Genomic DNA, 17464 nt, shown 5'->3' with positions numbered 1-17464 from the left:
CGTGCTGCACAAGCGCAATCCCCAACTCAACGGCAACGGCGAACTCATCCACCTGCTGTCCATCGAGGGCCTGCCGCGCGACATCGTCACGCACATCCTTGACACGGCCGCCAACTTCGTCAGCGTCAACGACCGCGAAGTCAAGAAGGTGCCCCTCTTGCGCGGCAAGAGCGTGTTCAACCTGTTCTTCGAGAACAGCACGCGCACCCGCACCACGTTCGAGATCGCGGCCAAGCGCCTGTCTGCCGACGTGATCAACCTGGACATCGCGCGCAGCTCGGCCAGCAAGGGTGAGTCGCTGCTCGACACCATCGCCAACCTGAGCGCGATGGCAGCCGACCTGTTCGTGGTGCGGCACAGCGAGTCCGGCGCGCCTTACCTGATCGCGCAGCACGTGGCGCCGCATGTGCACGTGATCAACGCCGGCGACGGACGGCATGCCCACCCCACGCAGGGGCTGCTGGACATGTACACCATCCGTCACTACAAAAAGGACTTCAGCAACCTCACCGTGGCCATCGTGGGCGACGTGCTGCACTCGCGCGTGGCGCGCTCGGACATCCACGGCCTGACCACCTTGGGCTGCGCCGAAGTGCGTGTGGTGGGGCCGCGCACCCTGGTGCCGTCGGACATGGCGCAAATGGGCGTGCGGGTGTGCCACACGCTTGAAGAGGGCATCAAGGACGCCGACGTGGTCATCATGCTGCGCCTGCAGAACGAGCGCATGAGCGGTGCGCTGCTGCCTTCCAGCCAGGAGTATTTCAAGAGCTTCGGCCTCACGCAGGAAAAGCTGCAACTGGCCAAGCCCGACGCCATCGTCATGCACCCCGGCCCCATCAACCGTGGCGTGGAGATCGACTCCGCCGTGGTCGATGGCAAGCAGAGCGTGATCCTGCCGCAGGTGACCTTCGGCATCGCGGTACGCATGGCTGTCATGTCCATCGTCGCAGGGAACGAGGCGTGACCTTGAGGATGAATACTCCTGTTTTCATAGCTGCTCAGGCTTATCAATCAAGCGCTAGCAGCCAATTTGGCTTGAAATCATGAAGATACTGATCCAGAACGGCCGTGTGATCGACCCCGCCTCGGGCCTTGACCAGACCTGCGACATCGCGCTGGCGGCGGGCCGAATCGTGGGGGTCAACCGCGTGCCGCCCGACTTTGCGCCCAACCGCACCATCAACGCTGCCGGCTGCATCGTGTTGCCCGGCCTGGTGGACCTGGCCGCGCGCCTGCGCGAGCCCGGCCACGAGCACGAGGGCATGCTCGAATCCGAAATGGCCGCCGCTGTGGCCGGTGGCGTGACCAGCCTGGTGTGCCCACCCGACACCGACCCCGTGCTCGACGAGCCCGGCTTGGTGGAGATGCTCAAGTTCCGCGCCGAGAAGCTGCACCAGTCGCGCCTGTTCCCGCTGGGCGCGCTCACGCGCAACCTCGCTGGCGAGGTGCTGACCGAGATGGCCGAGCTGACCGAATCCGGCTGCGTGGGCTTTGGCCAGGCCGAGGTGCCGCTGGCCAGCACCCAGGTGCTGCAGCGCGCGCTGCAGTACGCCGCCACCTTTGGCTACACGGTGTGGTTGCGCCCGCAAGAGATGCACCTGGGCAAGGGCGTGGCCGCCAGCGGTGCGCTGGCCACGCGCCTGGGCCTGTCGGGCGTGCCCGTGGCGGCCGAGACCATTGCGCTGCACACCATTTTTGAACTGCTCAAGACCACCGGCGCGCGCGTGCACCTGTGCCGCCTGAGCAGCGCTGCGGGCGTGGAGCTGGTACGCCGCGCCAAGGCCGATGGCCTGAAGGTCACGGCCGATGTCAGCATCAACTCGCTGCACCTCACCGAAAACGACATCGGCTTCTTCGACAGCCGCGCGCGCCTGACGCCGCCCCTGCGCCAGCAACGTGACCGCGACGCCCTGAGCGCGGCGCTGCTCGACGGGACCATCGATGCGCTGGTGTCCGACCACACCCCGGTGGATGAAGACGCCAAGACCCTGCCGTTTGCCGAAGCCGAGCCCGGCGCCACGGGTCTGGAGCTCCTGCTGTCGCTGGCGCTCAAGTGGTCGCAAGACAGTGGTGTGCCTTTGCAGCGCGCGCTGGCAGTGGTCACGGCAGAGCCCGCACGCGTGCTGGGCAACGCGCTGGGCACCTTGCAGGCCAGCGTCGGCCAGATCGTGGAAGGCGGCGTGGGCGACCTCTGCATCTTCGACCCGCAGGCAGCGTGGACGGTGCAGGACGACGCGCTCGCCAGCCAGGGCAAACACACGCCGTTCTCGGGCTACGAGCTGCCCGGCCGCGTGCGCATGACCCTGGTCGGCGGACAGGTCGCTTTTGACCGCGGCTGAGACGGCGCGACGCTGCGATAGCAAGGTCCGGCCGTGAAGTTTCTGCGCGCCAGCTGGCGCCTCTTGCGGCTGCTGGGCCACATTGCCAAGGGCCTGTGGATTGTGGCGCTGCGGTTTCCGGCGCTGTCGCCTGACCAGCAACACGCCCGCGTGCAGGTGTGGTCGCTGGAGCTGCTGGCCCATGCGGGCATCAGCCTGCGCATCCTGGGGCAGCCCCCGGTGACTGGCCCGGTGATGCTGGTGGCCAACCACATCTCGTGGCTCGACATCCCGGTGATGCATGCGGCGCGGCACTGCCGCTTTGTCTCCAAGTCCGACGTGCAGGCCTGGCCGCTGATCGGCACCCTGGCCACGGCGGCGGGCACGCTCTACATCGAACGCAGCTCGCGCCGCGATGCGCTGCGCATGGTGCGCTCGATGCAGGAGGCGCTGGAGCGCGGCGAGGTGCTGGCCGTTTTCCCCGAAGGCACCACGGGCGACGGGCGCGAGATGCTGCCCTTCCACGCCAACCTGCTGCAGGCCGCCGTGGCTGCAAAGGCGCCCGTGCAGCCCGTAGGCCTGCGCTTTGCCGACAAGGCCACGGGCGCCACCAGTTTTGCTCCCAGCTACATCGGCGACGAAACCCTGGTGGGCTCGATCTGGCGCACGCTCAGCGCCCCGCCCATCGAGGCCGTGGTGCACTACGGCCCCCCGGAGCTGGCAGGCGAGCGCGACCGCCGCACCTGGACGCAGCACCTGCACGACACGGTCGATCAGCTGCGCAAGGCCTGAGAACGCACACAGGATCCCTGGGTCCCCAACGAGCTGTCTTTGTGCGGCAAAAGCGTGCATATTCCACGCTTTGGGCCCTGCAGGTGGTCGTCCGGGTGGTCTGCCCGGCGCAATGTCCCGTATCGTCCGCGCTTTCCATTTGCCTGCGGGTCATCGCAGGCCTTTGCACACTGCCGGGAGGGCACCATGAACCTGATTGAACGCGCCAAAAGCATTCTTCTGCAACCCAAAGAGGCCTGGGCCACCATCGATGCGGAGGCCGCCGACACCGCCACCCTGTTCACCCGCTACGCCATGGTCCTGGCCGCCATTCCGGCGGTCTGCGGTTTCATCGGCATGTCGCTGATCGGTTTTGGCGGTTTTGGGGTCACCATCCGCGTGCCCTTCGTCTCCGGGCTGGTGAACATGGTCGTGTCATACGGGTTGAGCCTGGTGGGCTTGCTGGTGCTCGGTTTCATCATCGATGCGCTGGCGCCCACCTTTGGCGGGCAGAAGAACGCCATCCAGGCACAGAAGGTGGCGGTGTACGCCAGCACGGCCGCTCTGCTGGGCGGAGTGTTCAGCCTGCTGCCATCGCTGGCCATGCTGGGCCTGCTGGCGGCGGTGTACTCCATCTACCTGCTCTACACCGGCCTGCCGGTGCTCATGCGCAGTGTGCCCGAAAAGTCGGTGGGCTACACGGTGGTGGTCATCATTGCGGCCATCGTGATGGGGGTGGTCATCGGTGCCGTCAGTGCGCTGTTCATGCCGCGCAGCGGTGCGCTGTTTGGCGGTGCCGATGCCCCTGCCATCACCATGAACACGCCCGGTGGCAAGGTGTCCATCGACACCGCCGGTCTGGAAGCTGCCGGCAAGAAGATGGAAAAAGCCGCCCGCAAGATGGAAGAGGCCCAGAAGAGCCAGGATCCGGCCGCCATCGCAGCCGCCACGGGCGATGCCGCCAAGGCCGCTGCGGGTGTGCTGGGTGGGGGTCAGGCCATTGCGGCCCAGTCGCTCAAGGCGGCCCTGCCCGAGAAGCTGGCGGGCCTGCCCCGCACGGGTTTTGACGTGCAGGACGGTGCCGCCCTGGGCTTGCCCACCAGCCAGGCCAGCGCGCAATACGGCAACGACGACAAGCAGCTGCGCCTGGAGATCGTGGACGTGGGCGGCCTGGGGCAGATGGCGGTGATGGCCATGGGCATGGCGCAGGGCGAGAAAGAAGACCAGACCAGCGCCGAAAAGACGTGGCAAGAGGGGGGCCGCACCCTGCACCAGCGCTACGACAAGGATGGCAGCCACGCAGAGTTCAAGATCATCCTGAAGAACGGCCTTGTGGTCAGCATTGAGGGCGACAAGATCGGTGTGAAAGAGCTGCGAGGCCTGATGTCGCAGGTGGACCTGAACGGGCTGGAAGGCCTGCAGCGCAAGGGCAAGTCCTGAGTTGGAGGGTAATTGCTATTGATTCAATAGCAATTCAGGCATGTTCGACTAGCGCATCCAGCCGATTTTGATTCCAACACCGCCTCAGCCACGCGGAAACGTCACCACATGGTCGACCTGGGCGCGGATGCCGATCCACTCGCCCAGCGCGTGGTCGTGGTGGCTGGGCACATGGGCCAGCACCGTGTGGCCACTGGCCAGGCGCAGGGTGTACAGAAACTCCGACCCCCGGAACGACTTGCGCACGATTTGCGCCTGCACGGGCGCGTGGTCGTCGTGCACGATGTCGTCGGCGCGCAGCAGCACATCACATTCACCCGCAGGGTAGCTGCTGGGCAGGGGGCACTCATCCAGGTCAGTCAGGTCGCCCAAGGGTGTTTGGGCCACCACGTTGTTGCCGCGCTGCACCAGCGTGGCGGGGGCAAACACGCCGTGGCCGATGAAGTCGGCCACAAACCGCGTGGCGGGGCGGTGGTACAGGGTGTAGGCATCGTCCCACTGGTGCAGGTGGCCTTCGTTCATCACGCCGATCACATCGCCGATGGCAAACGCCTCGAACTGGTCGTGCGTCACAAACAGCGCCGTGGCGCCTGCGGCCTTGAGAATGCCGCGCACCTCGTGTGCCAGGCGCTCGCGCAGGTCCACGTCGAGGTTGGAAAACGGCTCGTCCAGCAGCATGAGCTGTGGGCGCGGCGCCAGCGCACGCGCCAGCGCCACACGCTGCTGCTGGCCGCCAGAGAGTTCGTGCGGGTAGCGGTGCTCGCTGCCCGTCAGGCCCACCAGCTGCAGCACCTCGGCCACCCGCGCGGCCTGCTCGGCCTTGGGCAACTGGTGGATGCCAAACGCCACATTGCGGCCCACCGACAGGTGCGGGAACAGCGCATAGTCCTGGAACACCATGCCGATACGGCGCAGCTCGGGTGGCACGCTCAGGCGGGCGCTGCTGACCACGCTTTTGGTGAGGCGGATCTCGCCTCCCGTCACGGGCTCCAGCCCGGCCACGGCGCGCAGCAGGGTGGTCTTGCCGCAGCCGGAGGGGCCGATCAGCACGCCGATGTCACCCGCTTTCAGGCTGAGCGTGACGCCTTGCACGGCGGCCTGTGCGCGGCCTGCGTAGTGCACTTCGAGTTGGGAGACCTCAAGAAACATATCTGTGCATTTTAGGCGGGGTGGAGTGAATGCTTAAAATTCGCATTTGCATTCCTGGGTGCTGCGGTGCCCATGCCTTTCGGCAGGTGTGCGCTTTCTTTCCTCTGCCGAGCCCATCGCCTTGCGCCGCACGCCGTCTTCTGTCTTTCGCAGCATCCCGCTGATCCTGTTTGCAGGCTTTCTGGCCTTGCCGGTGCTGGCGGTGCTGGCGTCGTGGCTGCCGTTCTCGCCCACCGGGCAGGGCGATGCGCAGACGGGCGCCATCCTGCGCGAAATGGCAGCCACGGTGCTGCCCGGCTATGTGTGGACCACGCTGTGGCTGAGCGTGCTGGTAGCGTTGGGCGCGGCCGTGGTGGGCACGCTGGCGGCTGCGGCAGTCACGCTGTTCGACTTTCCGGGCCGCCGCACCTTTGAATGGCTGCTGCTGTTGCCGCTGGCGATGCCGGCCTACGTGACGGCCTACGCCTACACCGACTTTCTGCAGTTCAGCGGCCCGCTGCAGGTGGGTCTGCGCAACACCTTCGGCCTGGAAGGCCGCCTGCTGCCCGAGGTGCGCAGCCTGGGCGGCGCGGTGTGGGTGTTCATCTTCTCGCTCTACCCCTACGTGTACCTGCTGGCGCGTACGGCGCTGGGTGAGCGTGCTGCTCACCTCATGGAGGCCGCACGCCTGCTGGGCGCACCGCTGCCGCGCCGCATCCGCGCCGTGGCCTTGCCGCTGGCCCGCCCGGCCGTGGCGGCTGGCGTGGCGCTGGCGCTGATGGAAACCCTGGCCGACTTTGGCGTGGCCAGCTACTTCGGCATCCAGACCTTCACCACGGGCATCTACAAAGCCTGGCTGTCCATGGACAACCGCCTGGCCGCCGCGCAGCTGGCCACCATGCTGCTGGTGGTGGTGATGGCGCTGCTGCACCTGGAGCACCGCGCGCAAAAGCGCATGCGTTTTGCCACCGGCGGCGGGCGCGCTGGCTCGGCCGAGGCGCAGCCGCTGCGGCTGCATGGTGCGCGCCGATGGGCCGCCTGGGTGGTCTGTGCGGTGCCGGTGGTCATGGGTTTTGTCGCCCCGGTGGTCTTCATGCTGCGGCCGCTGGCGGCCGACTGGTCGGTGCTGCCGTGGGAGCGGTTCATGGAATGGGCCTGGCACAGCGTGCGCTTGGGATGCATCACTGCGGCGTTGGCCGTCGCCATCGCGCTCGCCCTGGCTTTTGCGGTGCGCCGCCAGCCCGACGCCATCACGCGTGGCGTGGTGCAGCTGGCCAGCGTGGGTTATGCCGTGCCGGGCGCCGTCATCGTCGTGGGGCTGTTGTTGCCCGTGGGCTGGCTGCAGGCGGCCATGCCGCAGTGGGGCGTGGGCGCGCTGGTCACGGCCACGGCCTTTGGCATTGTGTGGGCCTACTTGGTGCGGTTTTGTGCAGTCGCCCTGCAATCCATGCAGAGCGGCTACGCGCGGATTCCGCCCAGCCTGGACGACTCTGCCCGCATGCTGGGCATGGGCAGCGCAGGCCTGCTGGCACGCGTGCACTGGCCGCTGCTCAAGCGCTCTACCGCCGCCGCAGCGCTGCTGGTGTTTGTGGACGTGATGAAGGAGCTGCCCGCCACCATGGTGCTGCGCCCCTTCAACAGCGACACCCTGGCCGTGGTGGCCTATCAGCTGGCCCGCGACGAGCGCCTGGGCGAGGCGGCCTTGCCGTCGCTGGCGTTGGTGGCGGTGGGGCTGGTGCCGGTGATTTTGCTCAGCCGCACATTGCGCAGCCGGGCGTAGTGCCAGACTGCAAAGCCACCGAGGCAGAGGGAGGCGGGGGGGCCGATGGTGAACGGTCTCGCCACTTCTTCGACAGATCGCCAAGATCCAAGGCGCCGCTGTCGTTGGTCGGACGTCATTGCACGGGGTAGAGCGTTCCTGTGTAACGGTCACCACGCGAGTCACGAGACGGGCGCACGATCAATGTGCGGTAAGACTTGTAGTTGCCGTCTTTCAGCTCATCGCCAACCCACACAATCCATTCTTTCTGCAGGCGTTCACTACCCGCTTCGGTGGCCGGGCGGCTCACCACCCCGACGATCTTGAGGCTGAAAAATTGCGTGTCCGTTTCGATCTCCACGGTGTCTCGGTTCATGGTCACTTTGCCCAAACCCAAGAGAGTCTTGGGCGTGTGGGTTGGACCGTCTGCACGGTTGCGCAGTGAGGACGGGAAGGTGCGCAGGTCCAAGCGTTCATAAAGCGCTTTGACCGCGTTGGCAGGCAGGGCGGCTTGGGTCACGATAAAAGGCTGGGTGCCGACCATTCGCAATGCGTCACACACCAGGTATTCGCTGCGAATTTCCGCACTGCGTGTGGATTCGTCCGGAGCACTGGTAGACAAAAGATTGGAATACTGCGCGCAGTTGTTTGCCACGCCCCCGTTGTCAAATGGCAAAGCCGTCCTGGGTACAGAAAGCGCCCCCTTCAGGTCCGTAAGTGCGGCCGCCACAGCAGCGTTCTGGGGGCTTACCTGGGTGAGTGCTTTGTGAGCGGAATGGCTCGCCGCTTGTGATGCGCCCAACGAGAGATAAACAGTTGCTGCTGTAGTGAGTAGAAATTTGTTCACTTGATGTTTTCCAGAAGCGCTGCTTCCTTCTTTCTGCGGGTTGGGAAAACATCGCCGAAGTTCCTCAAGATTTTTGCTGCTTCCGTCCAATCCTGTTTTGTGACGGCTGCCCAGAACTTCGGTGTCGCTGCATCCAGATTTTTCCCGTATTGGAAGGATACCGACGCGATCACGGTTTGAGCCTCTGCTGGCAAATCTATAAAGCTTTTTTCGCTAGAGGCTGCGTCGTATTTAATTTTTACCGTGGCCAAGTGAGCAGATTTAACAGCCTTGTCGATAGATTCTGCTTCGGAGGATGTGATTGTGAGCGGCGTTGTATCCAGCAGTTTCTTGGCGTCCTCCTTCTTGGCGCCGAGGTACGGTTTTAATTTTTCGATCAGGTTGGCAGGCAAGCCCAGTCGCTTCAAGTCTGCTTCTGACCGTTGGCCCAAGTCAAAACCGGTCGCAATCGTTACACCGCTTTTGCTCACCGCAGTTGCCGGAACGTAGCCACTAGTGGTGCGACCGCCCTCTAGGTCGCTCAGAAATGAATAGTCAATTAAGTCAGGCATTCTTGATTCTTGTTTTCGTATCTGTTTTTAAAGTGTGCGAGCAGATTTACTGATGTAGAGCCTCAAGTTGAGCCGTTACTGCGGACTCATCTGCACTATTCCTTGGCTCGCCCATCTGCTCAAATGGGCGTTGTGACGGAAGTACCCTCCCGCGCGGCGCATTGTTCTCTGTATTGATTCGATAACGCATCTCACGCAGCTTTATTTCGTCTCCAGTTGCAACGGCTACTGAGTGGTGGGCCGGGTGCAAAAAACGCATCGACGCCATTGCAATAGAGGCTAGGCGGCGACCGCTTCATTTGAAGCTGTACGGTGCGGTAGAACATCTGGTCACCTTGTCCCGCATTCAAAGGCAACGAGCGTTACATACGCTTCAGTTGATCAGCCTAAAAAGGCAACGTGTCTTGACATAGACGTTGGCGCTGTGAGTTCGATTGGAGAACCGACTGATGCCTTCGTATTTCAACGATATGGGAATGTTGGATCGCAGCTGCGAACTGCATCTGAGGCGGGTGCTGTACGGAGCACTGGACACAAAACGTTCAACGTATCGCACCAGCACAGATCTGGTTACTTAGACTCCATGCCCGGCTCGCGGGGCAAAGTCAGCGTGAAGCGCGACCCCTGGCCCTCCGCAGAGGATAGTGTGAGCGTGCCCCCCATCAGCACCGCCAACGCCCGCGACAACGCCAGCCCGAGGCCCGTGCCACCGTGCTGGTAGCTCACCTGGTCGTCGCCCTGGCGGAATTTTTCGAAGATCGTTTCGTGCAGGTGCGCCGGGATGCCCGGGCCGGTGTCCACCACATGAAAGCGGACGGCGTCGTTGCTGGCGTCCACTTCGATGGTGACCGAGCCTGCGGTCGTGAATTTCATGGCGTTGGACAGCAGGTTGTTGAGCACCTGCTTGAGCCGCAGTCCGTCACACATCAAAGTGTGGGGGGCGTCAGGGGCAATGCGCACATGGAGCGCCAGGTTCTTGTTGGCGGCCGTGACGGCAAAGAAGTCGGCGGTGGACTGAACAATCTCGGTCACGTTCTGTTCGGTGGGCATGTGGGGCATGGCACCTGCTTCCACCTTGGCCAGGTCCAGGATCTCGGTGAGCAGGGCGTTCAAGTGGTCTGCCGCCTTGCGGATCAGGCTGGCCTGTTCCTTGAAGCGGGGCTGCTCCAGCCGTAGCTCCATCAGTTCTGCGAAGCCGCGGATGCTGGTGAGGGGCGTGCGCAACTCGTGCGAGACGGCGGCCAGGAACTCGCTCTTGGCCTGGCTGGCCGAGCGGGCCTCGGCCTCGCTGATGCGCAGTGCGGCGTTGGTGCTCTCCAACTGGCGCACGCTGCGCACAAAGATCAGCGCTGCACCCACCAGCGCCACACTGAACAGCGCCATGGTGAACAGGGCCACATTGCGGCTAGCGCGCCATTCCTGCAAGGCCTCGTCGGTGCTGGTGGCCACCACCACCATCAGAGGGTAGGTGCCAACACGGCTGTAGGCATAAATGCGTTCGATACCGTCGATGCCGCTCGAGCGCACGTAGTGGCCGCTGGGGCCGCGTTCTTCTGCATTGTTGTCCGGACTGCGCGGCACTACGCTTCCCATTCCGACGCTCTGTCCTCCCATCACTCTTGCTCGAATGGTGCGGTCGTTTCCGATAAGTGTCACGACACCAGTTCGCCCCAATTGAACTCCGCGATAGACGTCCTCAAAGTAACCGGGGTTCACGGAGGCAACAATCACGCTGGCTACGCCACCGCCAGCGTCCTGAATCTTGCGCGACAACTGGATGGTGGCCTTGCCGGACACCTTCCCAATCACGGGCTTGCCCACAAACAGTCCGCTAGGCGTCTGCTGCAGACGGACCGTCTCCGACGCGGAGGGATGGAGGTGCACTTGCACATGCTCACGCTCGGACAGGTCAACGTGACCCGTTTTCTCGCCGGTGGGGTCGATGTTGCTTCCAACGAACCGGCCGTCGGAGCCGACCAGTGAGAGCTGAGTCAGGATCAAGGGGGCAAGCCCGGTCTCGTTGGCGAACCGCGTGAAGTCTGCCTTTTCAAAGTCGTTGGCCAGCACAGTGTCACGCATGCGAAGGGTCGCTTGGTCTACGGCCGCCATCACCCGTACGGTCTGTTCGCCCAGGCTCAGCGCGAGATTGCTGTTCTGGCGAACCTGCGCGTTCATGGCATCGCGCCGTGACACATCCATAAGAAGAGCCACCGTACCCCAGGCCATGATCAAGACCAAGGCCGTACCCCATGTCACCATGGCACGCAAAGGCAGGCTGGATGGCCGCTTGAGGTGCGGTGCCGCACTGCTGGTGGCAGAACGCTCGGGGGCGGTGGCGGAGGGCGGTTTAGGGGCCGTCATGGGCAAAAGTTTTCCAAGCGCAACGATAGCCATCATAGGCGCGCACTGCGCCCTGGTCACTAGCGGCTGCTGCGCCACTGCGGTCCTTGCAGTTTCGTACCCAGCCTGCGCCACCCCAGTATGACGCCTGTCACGCTCATCACCGCCCCACCCAGGCTCAGCGCGATGAGCATCACATCCCAGAGCGGTCTGCGCTCCAGCAGCGGCAGCCAGTCCCAGCTGTGCAGCATGGCAAACAGCCAGCGGCTCGTGCGGCGGTGGCTGTCGGTGCGGCCCAGTACGGCGCCTGTGTGCGGGTCGATGTGCACCCAGGTGGCGTGCGGGTCGTCGAACACCACGCGCAGCGCGGGCAAAGGCTTCTCGGCGCCGCCAGTCATGGTGTGGGCAGCGCGGTCGTAGTAGTGCAGATCGTAGGCGGTCAGGGTGTCGGTGCGCACCACCGCGTGGGGCAACAGGCGCGCGGCGGCTTCGGCCACAGCACCTGGGGCCCACACGTGCGCGGCGGCGGTGATGGCGTCCAGCACCGTCGGGGCGCCTGTGGGGCTGTGGGCCAGCACCAGCGTGTGGCCGGCATGGCGCACCCACCGCAGTTCACGGGTGTTGGGCGACGCCGCAGAGAGCAAGGCTTGCACGGCTGCTGCCTGCGCGGGCACTTGCAGGGGCCCGCCATTCATGGCCTGCTGGCGCAGTGGCATTGCGCCGCTGTCGAAAATCTTCCACGGGTTCATGGACATGAGGCCGCTGAAGATCCAGGTGAACGCGATGACCGCAAATACCAGCCCAAACACATGGTGCCAGCGCATCATGTAACCCCTGTACGGCGTGCGCGCGCCCGTCTTGTACCGGCCCCGGAAGCGCCAGCGCAGCACGCCCACCACCGTGCCCGTCACCGCGAGCACGATGCCTGCGATGGACAGCCAGTTCACGATGTCCGTCCAGTAGTCATTGAAGACATTGCCTCGGAAGGGGTAGAGCCAGTGGATCCAGGCGCCTGCGTAGTTCCAGGCGCGTTCCTGCAGCGGTGCATCGCGCACCACCTCGCCGGTGGTGCCCGACACATAGACCACGGTGCCCGCGCTGTCGCCCAGGTGCAGGCGGTGCAGCGGGCGGTGCACATCCAGCGCACGCGAGTGGGTGAAGGCGTCCTCGTCGATGGTGCCCTCGTAGTCGATGGACGGGTTAGCTTCCTGTGCAAAGGCGCGGGCCGAGGCGATGGCGTGCGTGGCGTCCACACGCTGCAACCGCTCGCCGGTGATGGCGTCGATGACCGCAGGCGCAGGTGCCCTGCGCGGGCGTGGCGCGGCGTCGCCGGTGGGTACTGCGGGCACCACGAGGTACACGGCGCGTCCGCCGGTGGCCACTGCCAGCCGCAGGTCCTGCAGCGGGCCTACCAGGCCCGCGCGCTGCAGGGCATCGGCGGGTTCCAGCAGGCGCTCGGGGCCCAGCATGGTGCTGCTCAGTGGCGGCAGATGGGCAAGGCGCTCGGCCTGCGTGAGCTTGGGGTAGCCCACGTACATCATCACCACGCCCGAGACGAACCACATGGCGAAGAAGGCGCATAGCAACACGCCCAGCCAGCGGTGGACGAGGTACAGCCAGCGTTTGGCGTGTGGCATGTCCGGTGCTCCGCCTGCGTCAGAACGCGGTGTGCAGCGTCACGTCCAGCGTGCGCGGTGCGCCCAGGTAGACCTGGTCGCGCGTCTCGGCCGCGTAGATGCGGTCGGTGGCGTTGCGCACGCGGGTGGTGAGCGTGGTGGTCTTGTTGACCTTCCAGGCCAGGCCCAGGTCGAGAAGCGTGTATGACGGCCAGAACTTGGTGTTGGCCGCATTGCCATACACCTTGCCCACATGGCGCACACCCGCGCTGGCCGTGACGGTGGGCGTGATCGCGTACGAGGCCCACAGGTTGGCCACCTGCTGCGGCACCAGTTGCGGCACATTGCCCGCGCGCGAGACGCCGCCCTGCACAAAGTTTTCATACCGCGCGCGGATCAGCGACAGGTTGCCCTGCAGCTGCCACTGCGGCGTGGGGCGCACGCCTGCCGACAGCTCGATGCCCTTGGACGACTGCTCGCCCACCAGCACCGTGAGGTTGGGGTTGGACGGGTCTTGCGAGGCGATGTTCTTGCGGCGGATTTCAAAGGCTGCCATCGTGGCGCTGCCCTTGCCGTCCCAGAAGTCGAATTTGCTGCCCAGCTCGACCTGGCGGCCCGTGGTCAGCTCGCTGTTGTTGCGCACATCGGCAAACGAGGCCGAAGCCAGCGAGCCCGAGGGTGGGTCTGCCGCGTTGGAGGCCTGCGCATACAGGTTGGCGCCGGGCGCAATCTCCCACACCACGCCCAGACGGCTCGTGGTGGGGTGGTAGCTGCGGCTGAAGGTGGCGGGTGCGGTGGCTGTGACGGCGCGGCGGTTCACCAGGTCCAGCTCGATGCGCTCGTGCCGCAGTGCGGTGATGAGGTTTACGCCGGAGGCCACCAGGGTGCGGTTTTCCAGGTACAGCGCGGTGTTGGTGATCTTGTTGTCCTTGTCCGGGTTCAGGACGGGCGACATGCCGGGAATGTCGAAGAAGTTTTCGGTGGAAAAGTGGTAGGGGTTGACCGTGCTCACCGTGACCGAGGGGCCGAACGGGAAGCGCGTCTGCTTGTTCACGCTCACGTCCAGGCCAAAGGCCCAGTCGCTCTTTCGGCCTGCAAGCTGGCCCTGGTAGGTGCCCTCCAGCCGGTCACCCACGAGTGTCTGGTCATGGCGCTGCAGATAGGGGGAGGTGCGGGTGACGGCAGTGTTGGAAGCGTTGAAGGTGTAGATCTCCACGTTGCGATAGTCGCGCAGCGCGTCGTACCCGTAGAACGTGTTCTTGAGCTGCAATGCATCCGACGCGCGCCACTGCGCCACCGAGCGCAGCCACTGCACGCGGTGCTCGTACACGCCGTCGGCACTGTTGTAGTTCTTGAAGCGCGTGGCGGGGTCGATGGTCAGTGCACCCACGGCGGGGTTCAGTACCGGCGTGCCCCAGTAGGGGCGGTCCACATGGTCCTTCTGGTATTCGTAGGTCAGCGTGTGGCTGAAGCCGCCGCCCAGGTCCGACAGCAGCGAGGTGGCCAGCTGGGTGGACTGGGTCTTGGTGCCCTCGGTCCAACTGCCTGCGTTGCGGTGATTGAGGTCGATGCGTGCGTAGTGGGCAGGGCCTGCAGTGCCGTTGCCGCCGGCGATGCGGCGGTTCAGGCCCACGGACACTTCCTTCATGTCGTAGGAGCCCAGGCGCAGCTGGCCCTCGGCAAAGTCACTGCGCTCTGCCGTCTTGGTGATGTAGTTGATGGAGCCACCCACGCCGCCCGAGCCGTACAGAAAACTCGACGCGCCGCCGATGGCCTCCACACGGTCGTAGATCCAGCTGTCGACCGCGCGTGTGGCGCTGCCGTATTGCGGGTTGATGCCGTTGTAGAGCTGCGCCACCGAGTTGCTGGTGAAGCCCCGGTAGTGCGCAGACATCGAACCCGGTGCGTTGTGTGCCACCACGCCCGGCACGGCGCGCAGGATCTCCTGCGTGTCTTGCGCGCCGCGTGCGTCGATGGTGGCGCGGTCCACCACAGTGACGGAGGCGGGGTTCTCGCGCACCGTCAGACCCATGCGGCTGCCTGTGTCCACGGGCGTGTCCAGGTTGAGTTTGCCGTTGGGCGATGCGGCGGCATCGACCACATCCACGGCCTGCATTGTGGGTGGGGTGTTGGTCTGTGCATGGGCTGCGACAGACGACAGTGCGCAGGTGGCAAGTACGCCAAGGCACAGAGGGGAAAGGGGCAGGCGCGGCAAGGCCGCAGCGCTGCGCGAAGCAAAGGAAATACGGGACATGAAAACGCTCTTGTCTTGAAGCGACAGCGCAGCCACGCCCGCGTGGGGTGCACGCAGGGCTGCGCCATCTGGAAACCAGCGGGAACGAGGCAGCACCCGACCACCAGGTACCGGGCACTGCCAACAAGCTTCAGATCAAGAGCGCGATGGGGGCCCGCGTGCGGGCAGGGGGGCTGCAGTGACGGCCGCAATGCGGGCGGCCTCGACGGGCTGCAGCGCATGGGCCAGGGGGTGGGGCGGCAGCACGGCGGCGACCGGTGTGGGGGGCGGGGCGCTGGGGGTGGAGCACAGCGGGCAGTCCATGCCCATCGCGCCCATTTCAACGGTGCCATCGTCGGTCTGCACCAGCAGCTTGATGGCGCCCGCGCCCGAGCAGATCACCTCAAAGGCCTGGGGGTGCACCAGTGGCGACGCAATGGCCACCCCCATCGACGCCACGAACCATGCGAGCACCCACAGGCGCAGCGCAGAGAAGGTTCGGAGGGCGGTCATGGGGCGCGATGATAGCGGCTGCCGTCGTGGCCGGAATCAGCGGCGCAGAGCCGGTGGATTATTGTTGCTATACAAATAATAGCTATCAGCGCATGATTCACTAGCGATTGCGGTCGATTTGCCTGAAAAACCGTTGGCGAACGACCTGTGCAGTGCCGGTGCGCGCCGGCGCGGTGCAGGCGCTTGGCATCGCCACTCCGGGGCTGGAGTGCCGTCGCGGGCGCAGGCTTGTGTCGCGCCCGTCTCAGGCCTGCGTGTATGCGGTCTTCACCGTGGTGTAGAACTCTGCCGCGTAACGCCCTTGCTCACGCGGGCCGTAGCTGCTGCTCTTGCGGCCGCCGAACGGCACGTGGTAGTCCACGCCCGCTGTGGGCAGGTTCACCATCACCATGCCGGCCTGGGCGTGGCGCTTGAAGTGTGTGGCGTGCTTGAGGCTGGTGGTGGCAATGCCGCTGGCCAGGCCGAAGGGCGTGTCATTGGCCAGGGCCAGCGCCTCTTCGTAGTTCTTGGCGCGCAACACGCTCACCACGGGGCCGAAGATCTCTTCGCGGTTGATGCGCATGCCGGGCGTGGTCTCGGTGAACAGGGCGGGGCGCAGGTAGTAGCCTGGGGCGCCGTCGGCGTTCTTCTCCAGTGCTTCACCGCCAAATGCCAGCTTGGCGCCTTCCTGCTGGCCGATGCCGATGTATTCCAGGTCTTGTGCGAGCTGGCGGTCGTCCACCACGGGGCCGATGTCGGTGCCGGTCTTGCGCGCGTCATCCACCTTCAGGGTCTTCATCTTCTCGACCATGGCGGCCACGAAGCGGTCGTGGATGCCTTCGGTCACGATCACGCGGCTGCTGGCGGTGCAGCGCTGGCCGGTGGAGAAGAAGCCGCTGTTGATGGCCGCGCCCACGGCCACGTTCAGGTCCGCGTCGTCCAGCACCACAAACGGGTTCTTGCCGCCCATCTCCAGCTGCACCTTGGCGCCACGTGGCACGCAGGCCGCTGCCACGCGCTGACCGGTGCCGACCGAGCCGGTAAAGCTCACGCCCGCAATGCGCTCGTCTTCCAGCAGCACGGCGCCCACGTCCGAACCCCGGCCCATCACCAGGTTGAACACACCAGCGGGCAGGCCCGCTCGGTGCAGGATGTCGGCCAGCGCCCAGGCAGAGCCCGGCACCACCTCGGCGGGCTTGAAGACCACCGTGTTGCCGTAGGCCAGGGCCGGGGCGATCTTCCAGGCCGGGATGGCGATGGGGAAGTTCCACGGCGTGATGATGCCGATGGTGCCCAGCGGCTCGCGGGTGATCTCGATGCCCACGCCGGGGCGCACGGACGGGATCATCTCGCCACCGGGGCGCAGCGCCTCGCCCGCAAAGAACTTGAAGATGGCGGCCGCGCGGCCCACTTCGCCAATGGCTTCGGGCAGGGTCTTGCCTTCCTCGCGGGCCAGCAGGTCGCCCAGCTCGGCCTTGCGGGCAATGATCTCGTTGCCCACCGCGTCCAGGATGTCGAAGCGCTGCTGGGGCGTGGACAGGCTCCAGGCCGGGAAGGCCGCGTGCGCTGCAGCGACGGCGTCGAGTGCCTGCTCGCGGCTGGCCACGGCGTAGTCGCCGATCACGTCGCGCGTGTCGGAGGGGTTGGTGTTCTGGTACGTGCGGACGCCTTCGGTCCAGTTGCCGGCGATCAGGTTTGCGTGCATGGCGGTGGTGGTGTGAAAGGGTGGGTGGTTGAAGAAATTCGAATCACAGCCCCGGTGGCGGGGCTGCGTGGCCAGGAGCGCTGGCCGCTACAGGGGCTGCCCATTCAGGCAAGGCCGCACGCCATGGCATGGCCGCTGCGGATTTGTTGTTGTATGTCATCGTACAACATCAGTGCATTTTTGGGCACCCCGGGTAACTACTCATGGGATCACTTCCTGCCGGCTGAGCCCGCAGGGTGCCTCGGACCCGCAGGGCGACAGGTC

Annotated in this window: 13 protein-coding genes; 5 read left to right on the top strand and 8 right to left on the bottom strand. The window is 65.3% G+C overall.

Translation table 11 applies throughout. From position 1 onward, the window contains the following. The first annotated feature begins 1 nt into the window (after position 1). From ASC83_RS18920 to ASC83_RS18905, 4 genes are all read left to right on the top strand, one after another. The gene (locus ASC83_RS18920) at positions 2–964 is read left to right on the top strand and encodes an aspartate carbamoyltransferase catalytic subunit (protein WP_056066217.1); all 963 of its coding nucleotides are present in this window, start codon (positions 2–4) and stop codon (positions 962–964) included. Positions 965–1043: 79 nt separating this feature from the next. Beyond that, positions 1044–2339 (top strand): dihydroorotase, encoded by a 1296-nt coding sequence (locus ASC83_RS18915; protein WP_056066214.1) that lies wholly within the window; start codon positions 1044–1046, stop codon positions 2337–2339. 33 nt (positions 2340–2372) lie between these two features. After that, positions 2373–3110, top strand: coding sequence for a 1-acyl-sn-glycerol-3-phosphate acyltransferase (locus tag ASC83_RS18910; RefSeq protein WP_056066211.1), 738 nt, complete (start codon positions 2373–2375; stop codon positions 3108–3110). Positions 3111–3296: 186 nt separating this feature from the next. After that, on the top strand, positions 3297–4529 hold the full coding sequence (locus tag ASC83_RS18905; RefSeq protein ID WP_056066209.1) for a Yip1 family protein: 1233 nt from the start codon (positions 3297–3299) through the stop codon (positions 4527–4529). Positions 4530–4613: 84 nt separating this feature from the next. Here the strand turns inward: ASC83_RS18905 and ASC83_RS18900 are convergent, their stop codons facing one another. Next, a complete protein-coding gene (locus ASC83_RS18900; RefSeq protein ID WP_056066206.1) occupies positions 4614–5678 on the bottom strand; it encodes an ABC transporter ATP-binding protein in 1065 nt (354 codons plus the stop codon). Positions 5679–5799: 121 nt separating this feature from the next. Between ASC83_RS18900 and ASC83_RS18895 the strand changes: the two genes are divergently transcribed. Then, positions 5800–7437 carry an iron ABC transporter permease gene (locus ASC83_RS18895; protein ID WP_056066567.1) on the top strand — a complete coding sequence of 546 codons (1638 nt, stop codon included), beginning with the start codon at positions 5800–5802 and terminating at the stop codon, positions 7435–7437. Positions 7438–7552: 115 nt separating this feature from the next. Here the strand turns inward: ASC83_RS18895 and ASC83_RS24030 are convergent, their stop codons facing one another. From ASC83_RS24030 to ASC83_RS18860, 7 genes are all read right to left on the bottom strand, one after another. Then, entirely contained in the window at positions 7553–8263 is a 711-nt protein-coding gene (locus tag ASC83_RS24030; protein ID WP_156379563.1) for a hypothetical protein, read from the bottom strand. Continuing rightward, the gene (locus ASC83_RS18885) at positions 8260–8814 is read right to left on the bottom strand and encodes a pesticin C-terminus-like muramidase (RefSeq protein WP_056066200.1); all 555 of its coding nucleotides are present in this window, start codon (positions 8812–8814) and stop codon (positions 8260–8262) included. Before ASC83_RS18885 ends, ASC83_RS24030 begins: the two co-directional genes overlap by 4 nt. Positions 8815–9384: 570 nt before the next feature. Then, complete coding sequence (locus ASC83_RS18880; RefSeq protein WP_056066194.1) at positions 9385–11175, bottom strand: ATP-binding protein; 1791 nt, start codon at positions 11173–11175, stop codon at positions 9385–9387. Between the two features lie 59 nt (positions 11176–11234). Then, entirely contained in the window at positions 11235–12791 is a 1557-nt protein-coding gene (locus ASC83_RS18875; RefSeq protein WP_056066192.1) for a PepSY-associated TM helix domain-containing protein, read from the bottom strand. A 19-nt stretch (positions 12792–12810) separates the two neighbouring features. Continuing rightward, positions 12811–15024 (bottom strand): TonB-dependent siderophore receptor, encoded by a 2214-nt coding sequence (locus ASC83_RS18870; protein ID WP_056066564.1) that lies wholly within the window; start codon positions 15022–15024, stop codon positions 12811–12813. 135 nt (positions 15025–15159) lie between these two features. After that, the gene (locus ASC83_RS18865) at positions 15160–15516 is read right to left on the bottom strand and encodes a DUF2946 family protein (protein WP_056066189.1); all 357 of its coding nucleotides are present in this window, start codon (positions 15514–15516) and stop codon (positions 15160–15162) included. A 244-nt stretch (positions 15517–15760) separates the two neighbouring features. Next, positions 15761–17200, bottom strand: a complete 1440-nt coding sequence (locus tag ASC83_RS18860) for an aldehyde dehydrogenase family protein (RefSeq protein WP_056066186.1) — start codon at positions 17198–17200, stop codon at positions 15761–15763. Between the last annotated feature and the right edge of the window lie 264 nt (positions 17201–17464).

Origin of the sequence: Acidovorax sp. Root402 (assembly GCF_001425125.1) — a bacterium.
Lineage (GTDB): Bacteria > Pseudomonadota > Gammaproteobacteria > Burkholderiales > Burkholderiaceae_C > Acidovorax > Acidovorax delafieldii.
Note: the sequence above shows the minus strand (reverse complement) of the source record. Positions and strands in the feature narration are given on the sequence as shown.

Bases quoted from the DNA above. Each gene is read 5' to 3' on its own strand.
- ASC83_RS18880 (WP_056066194.1), bottom strand. From the start codon at position 11,175: ATGACGGCCCCTAAACCGCCCTCCGCCACCGCCCCCGAGCGTTCTGCC.
- ASC83_RS18905 (WP_056066209.1), top strand. From the start codon at position 3,297: ATGAACCTGATTGAACGCGCCAAAAGCATTCTTCTGCAACCCAAAGAG.
- ASC83_RS18865 (WP_056066189.1), bottom strand. From the start codon at position 15,516: ATGACCGCCCTCCGAACCTTCTCTGCGCTGCGCCTGTGGGTGCTCGCA.
- ASC83_RS18885 (WP_056066200.1), bottom strand. From the start codon at position 8,814: ATGCCTGACTTAATTGACTATTCATTTCTGAGCGACCTAGAGGGCGGT.
- ASC83_RS18870 (WP_056066564.1), bottom strand. From the start codon at position 15,024: ATGTCCCGTATTTCCTTTGCTTCGCGCAGCGCTGCGGCCTTGCCGCGC.
- ASC83_RS18860 (WP_056066186.1), bottom strand. From the start codon at position 17,200: ATGCACGCAAACCTGATCGCCGGCAACTGGACCGAAGGCGTCCGCACG.
- ASC83_RS18915 (WP_056066214.1), top strand. From the start codon at position 1,044: ATGAAGATACTGATCCAGAACGGCCGTGTGATCGACCCCGCCTCGGGC.
- ASC83_RS18875 (WP_056066192.1), bottom strand. From the start codon at position 12,791: ATGCCACACGCCAAACGCTGGCTGTACCTCGTCCACCGCTGGCTGGGC.
- ASC83_RS18900 (WP_056066206.1), bottom strand. From the start codon at position 5,678: ATGTTTCTTGAGGTCTCCCAACTCGAAGTGCACTACGCAGGCCGCGCA.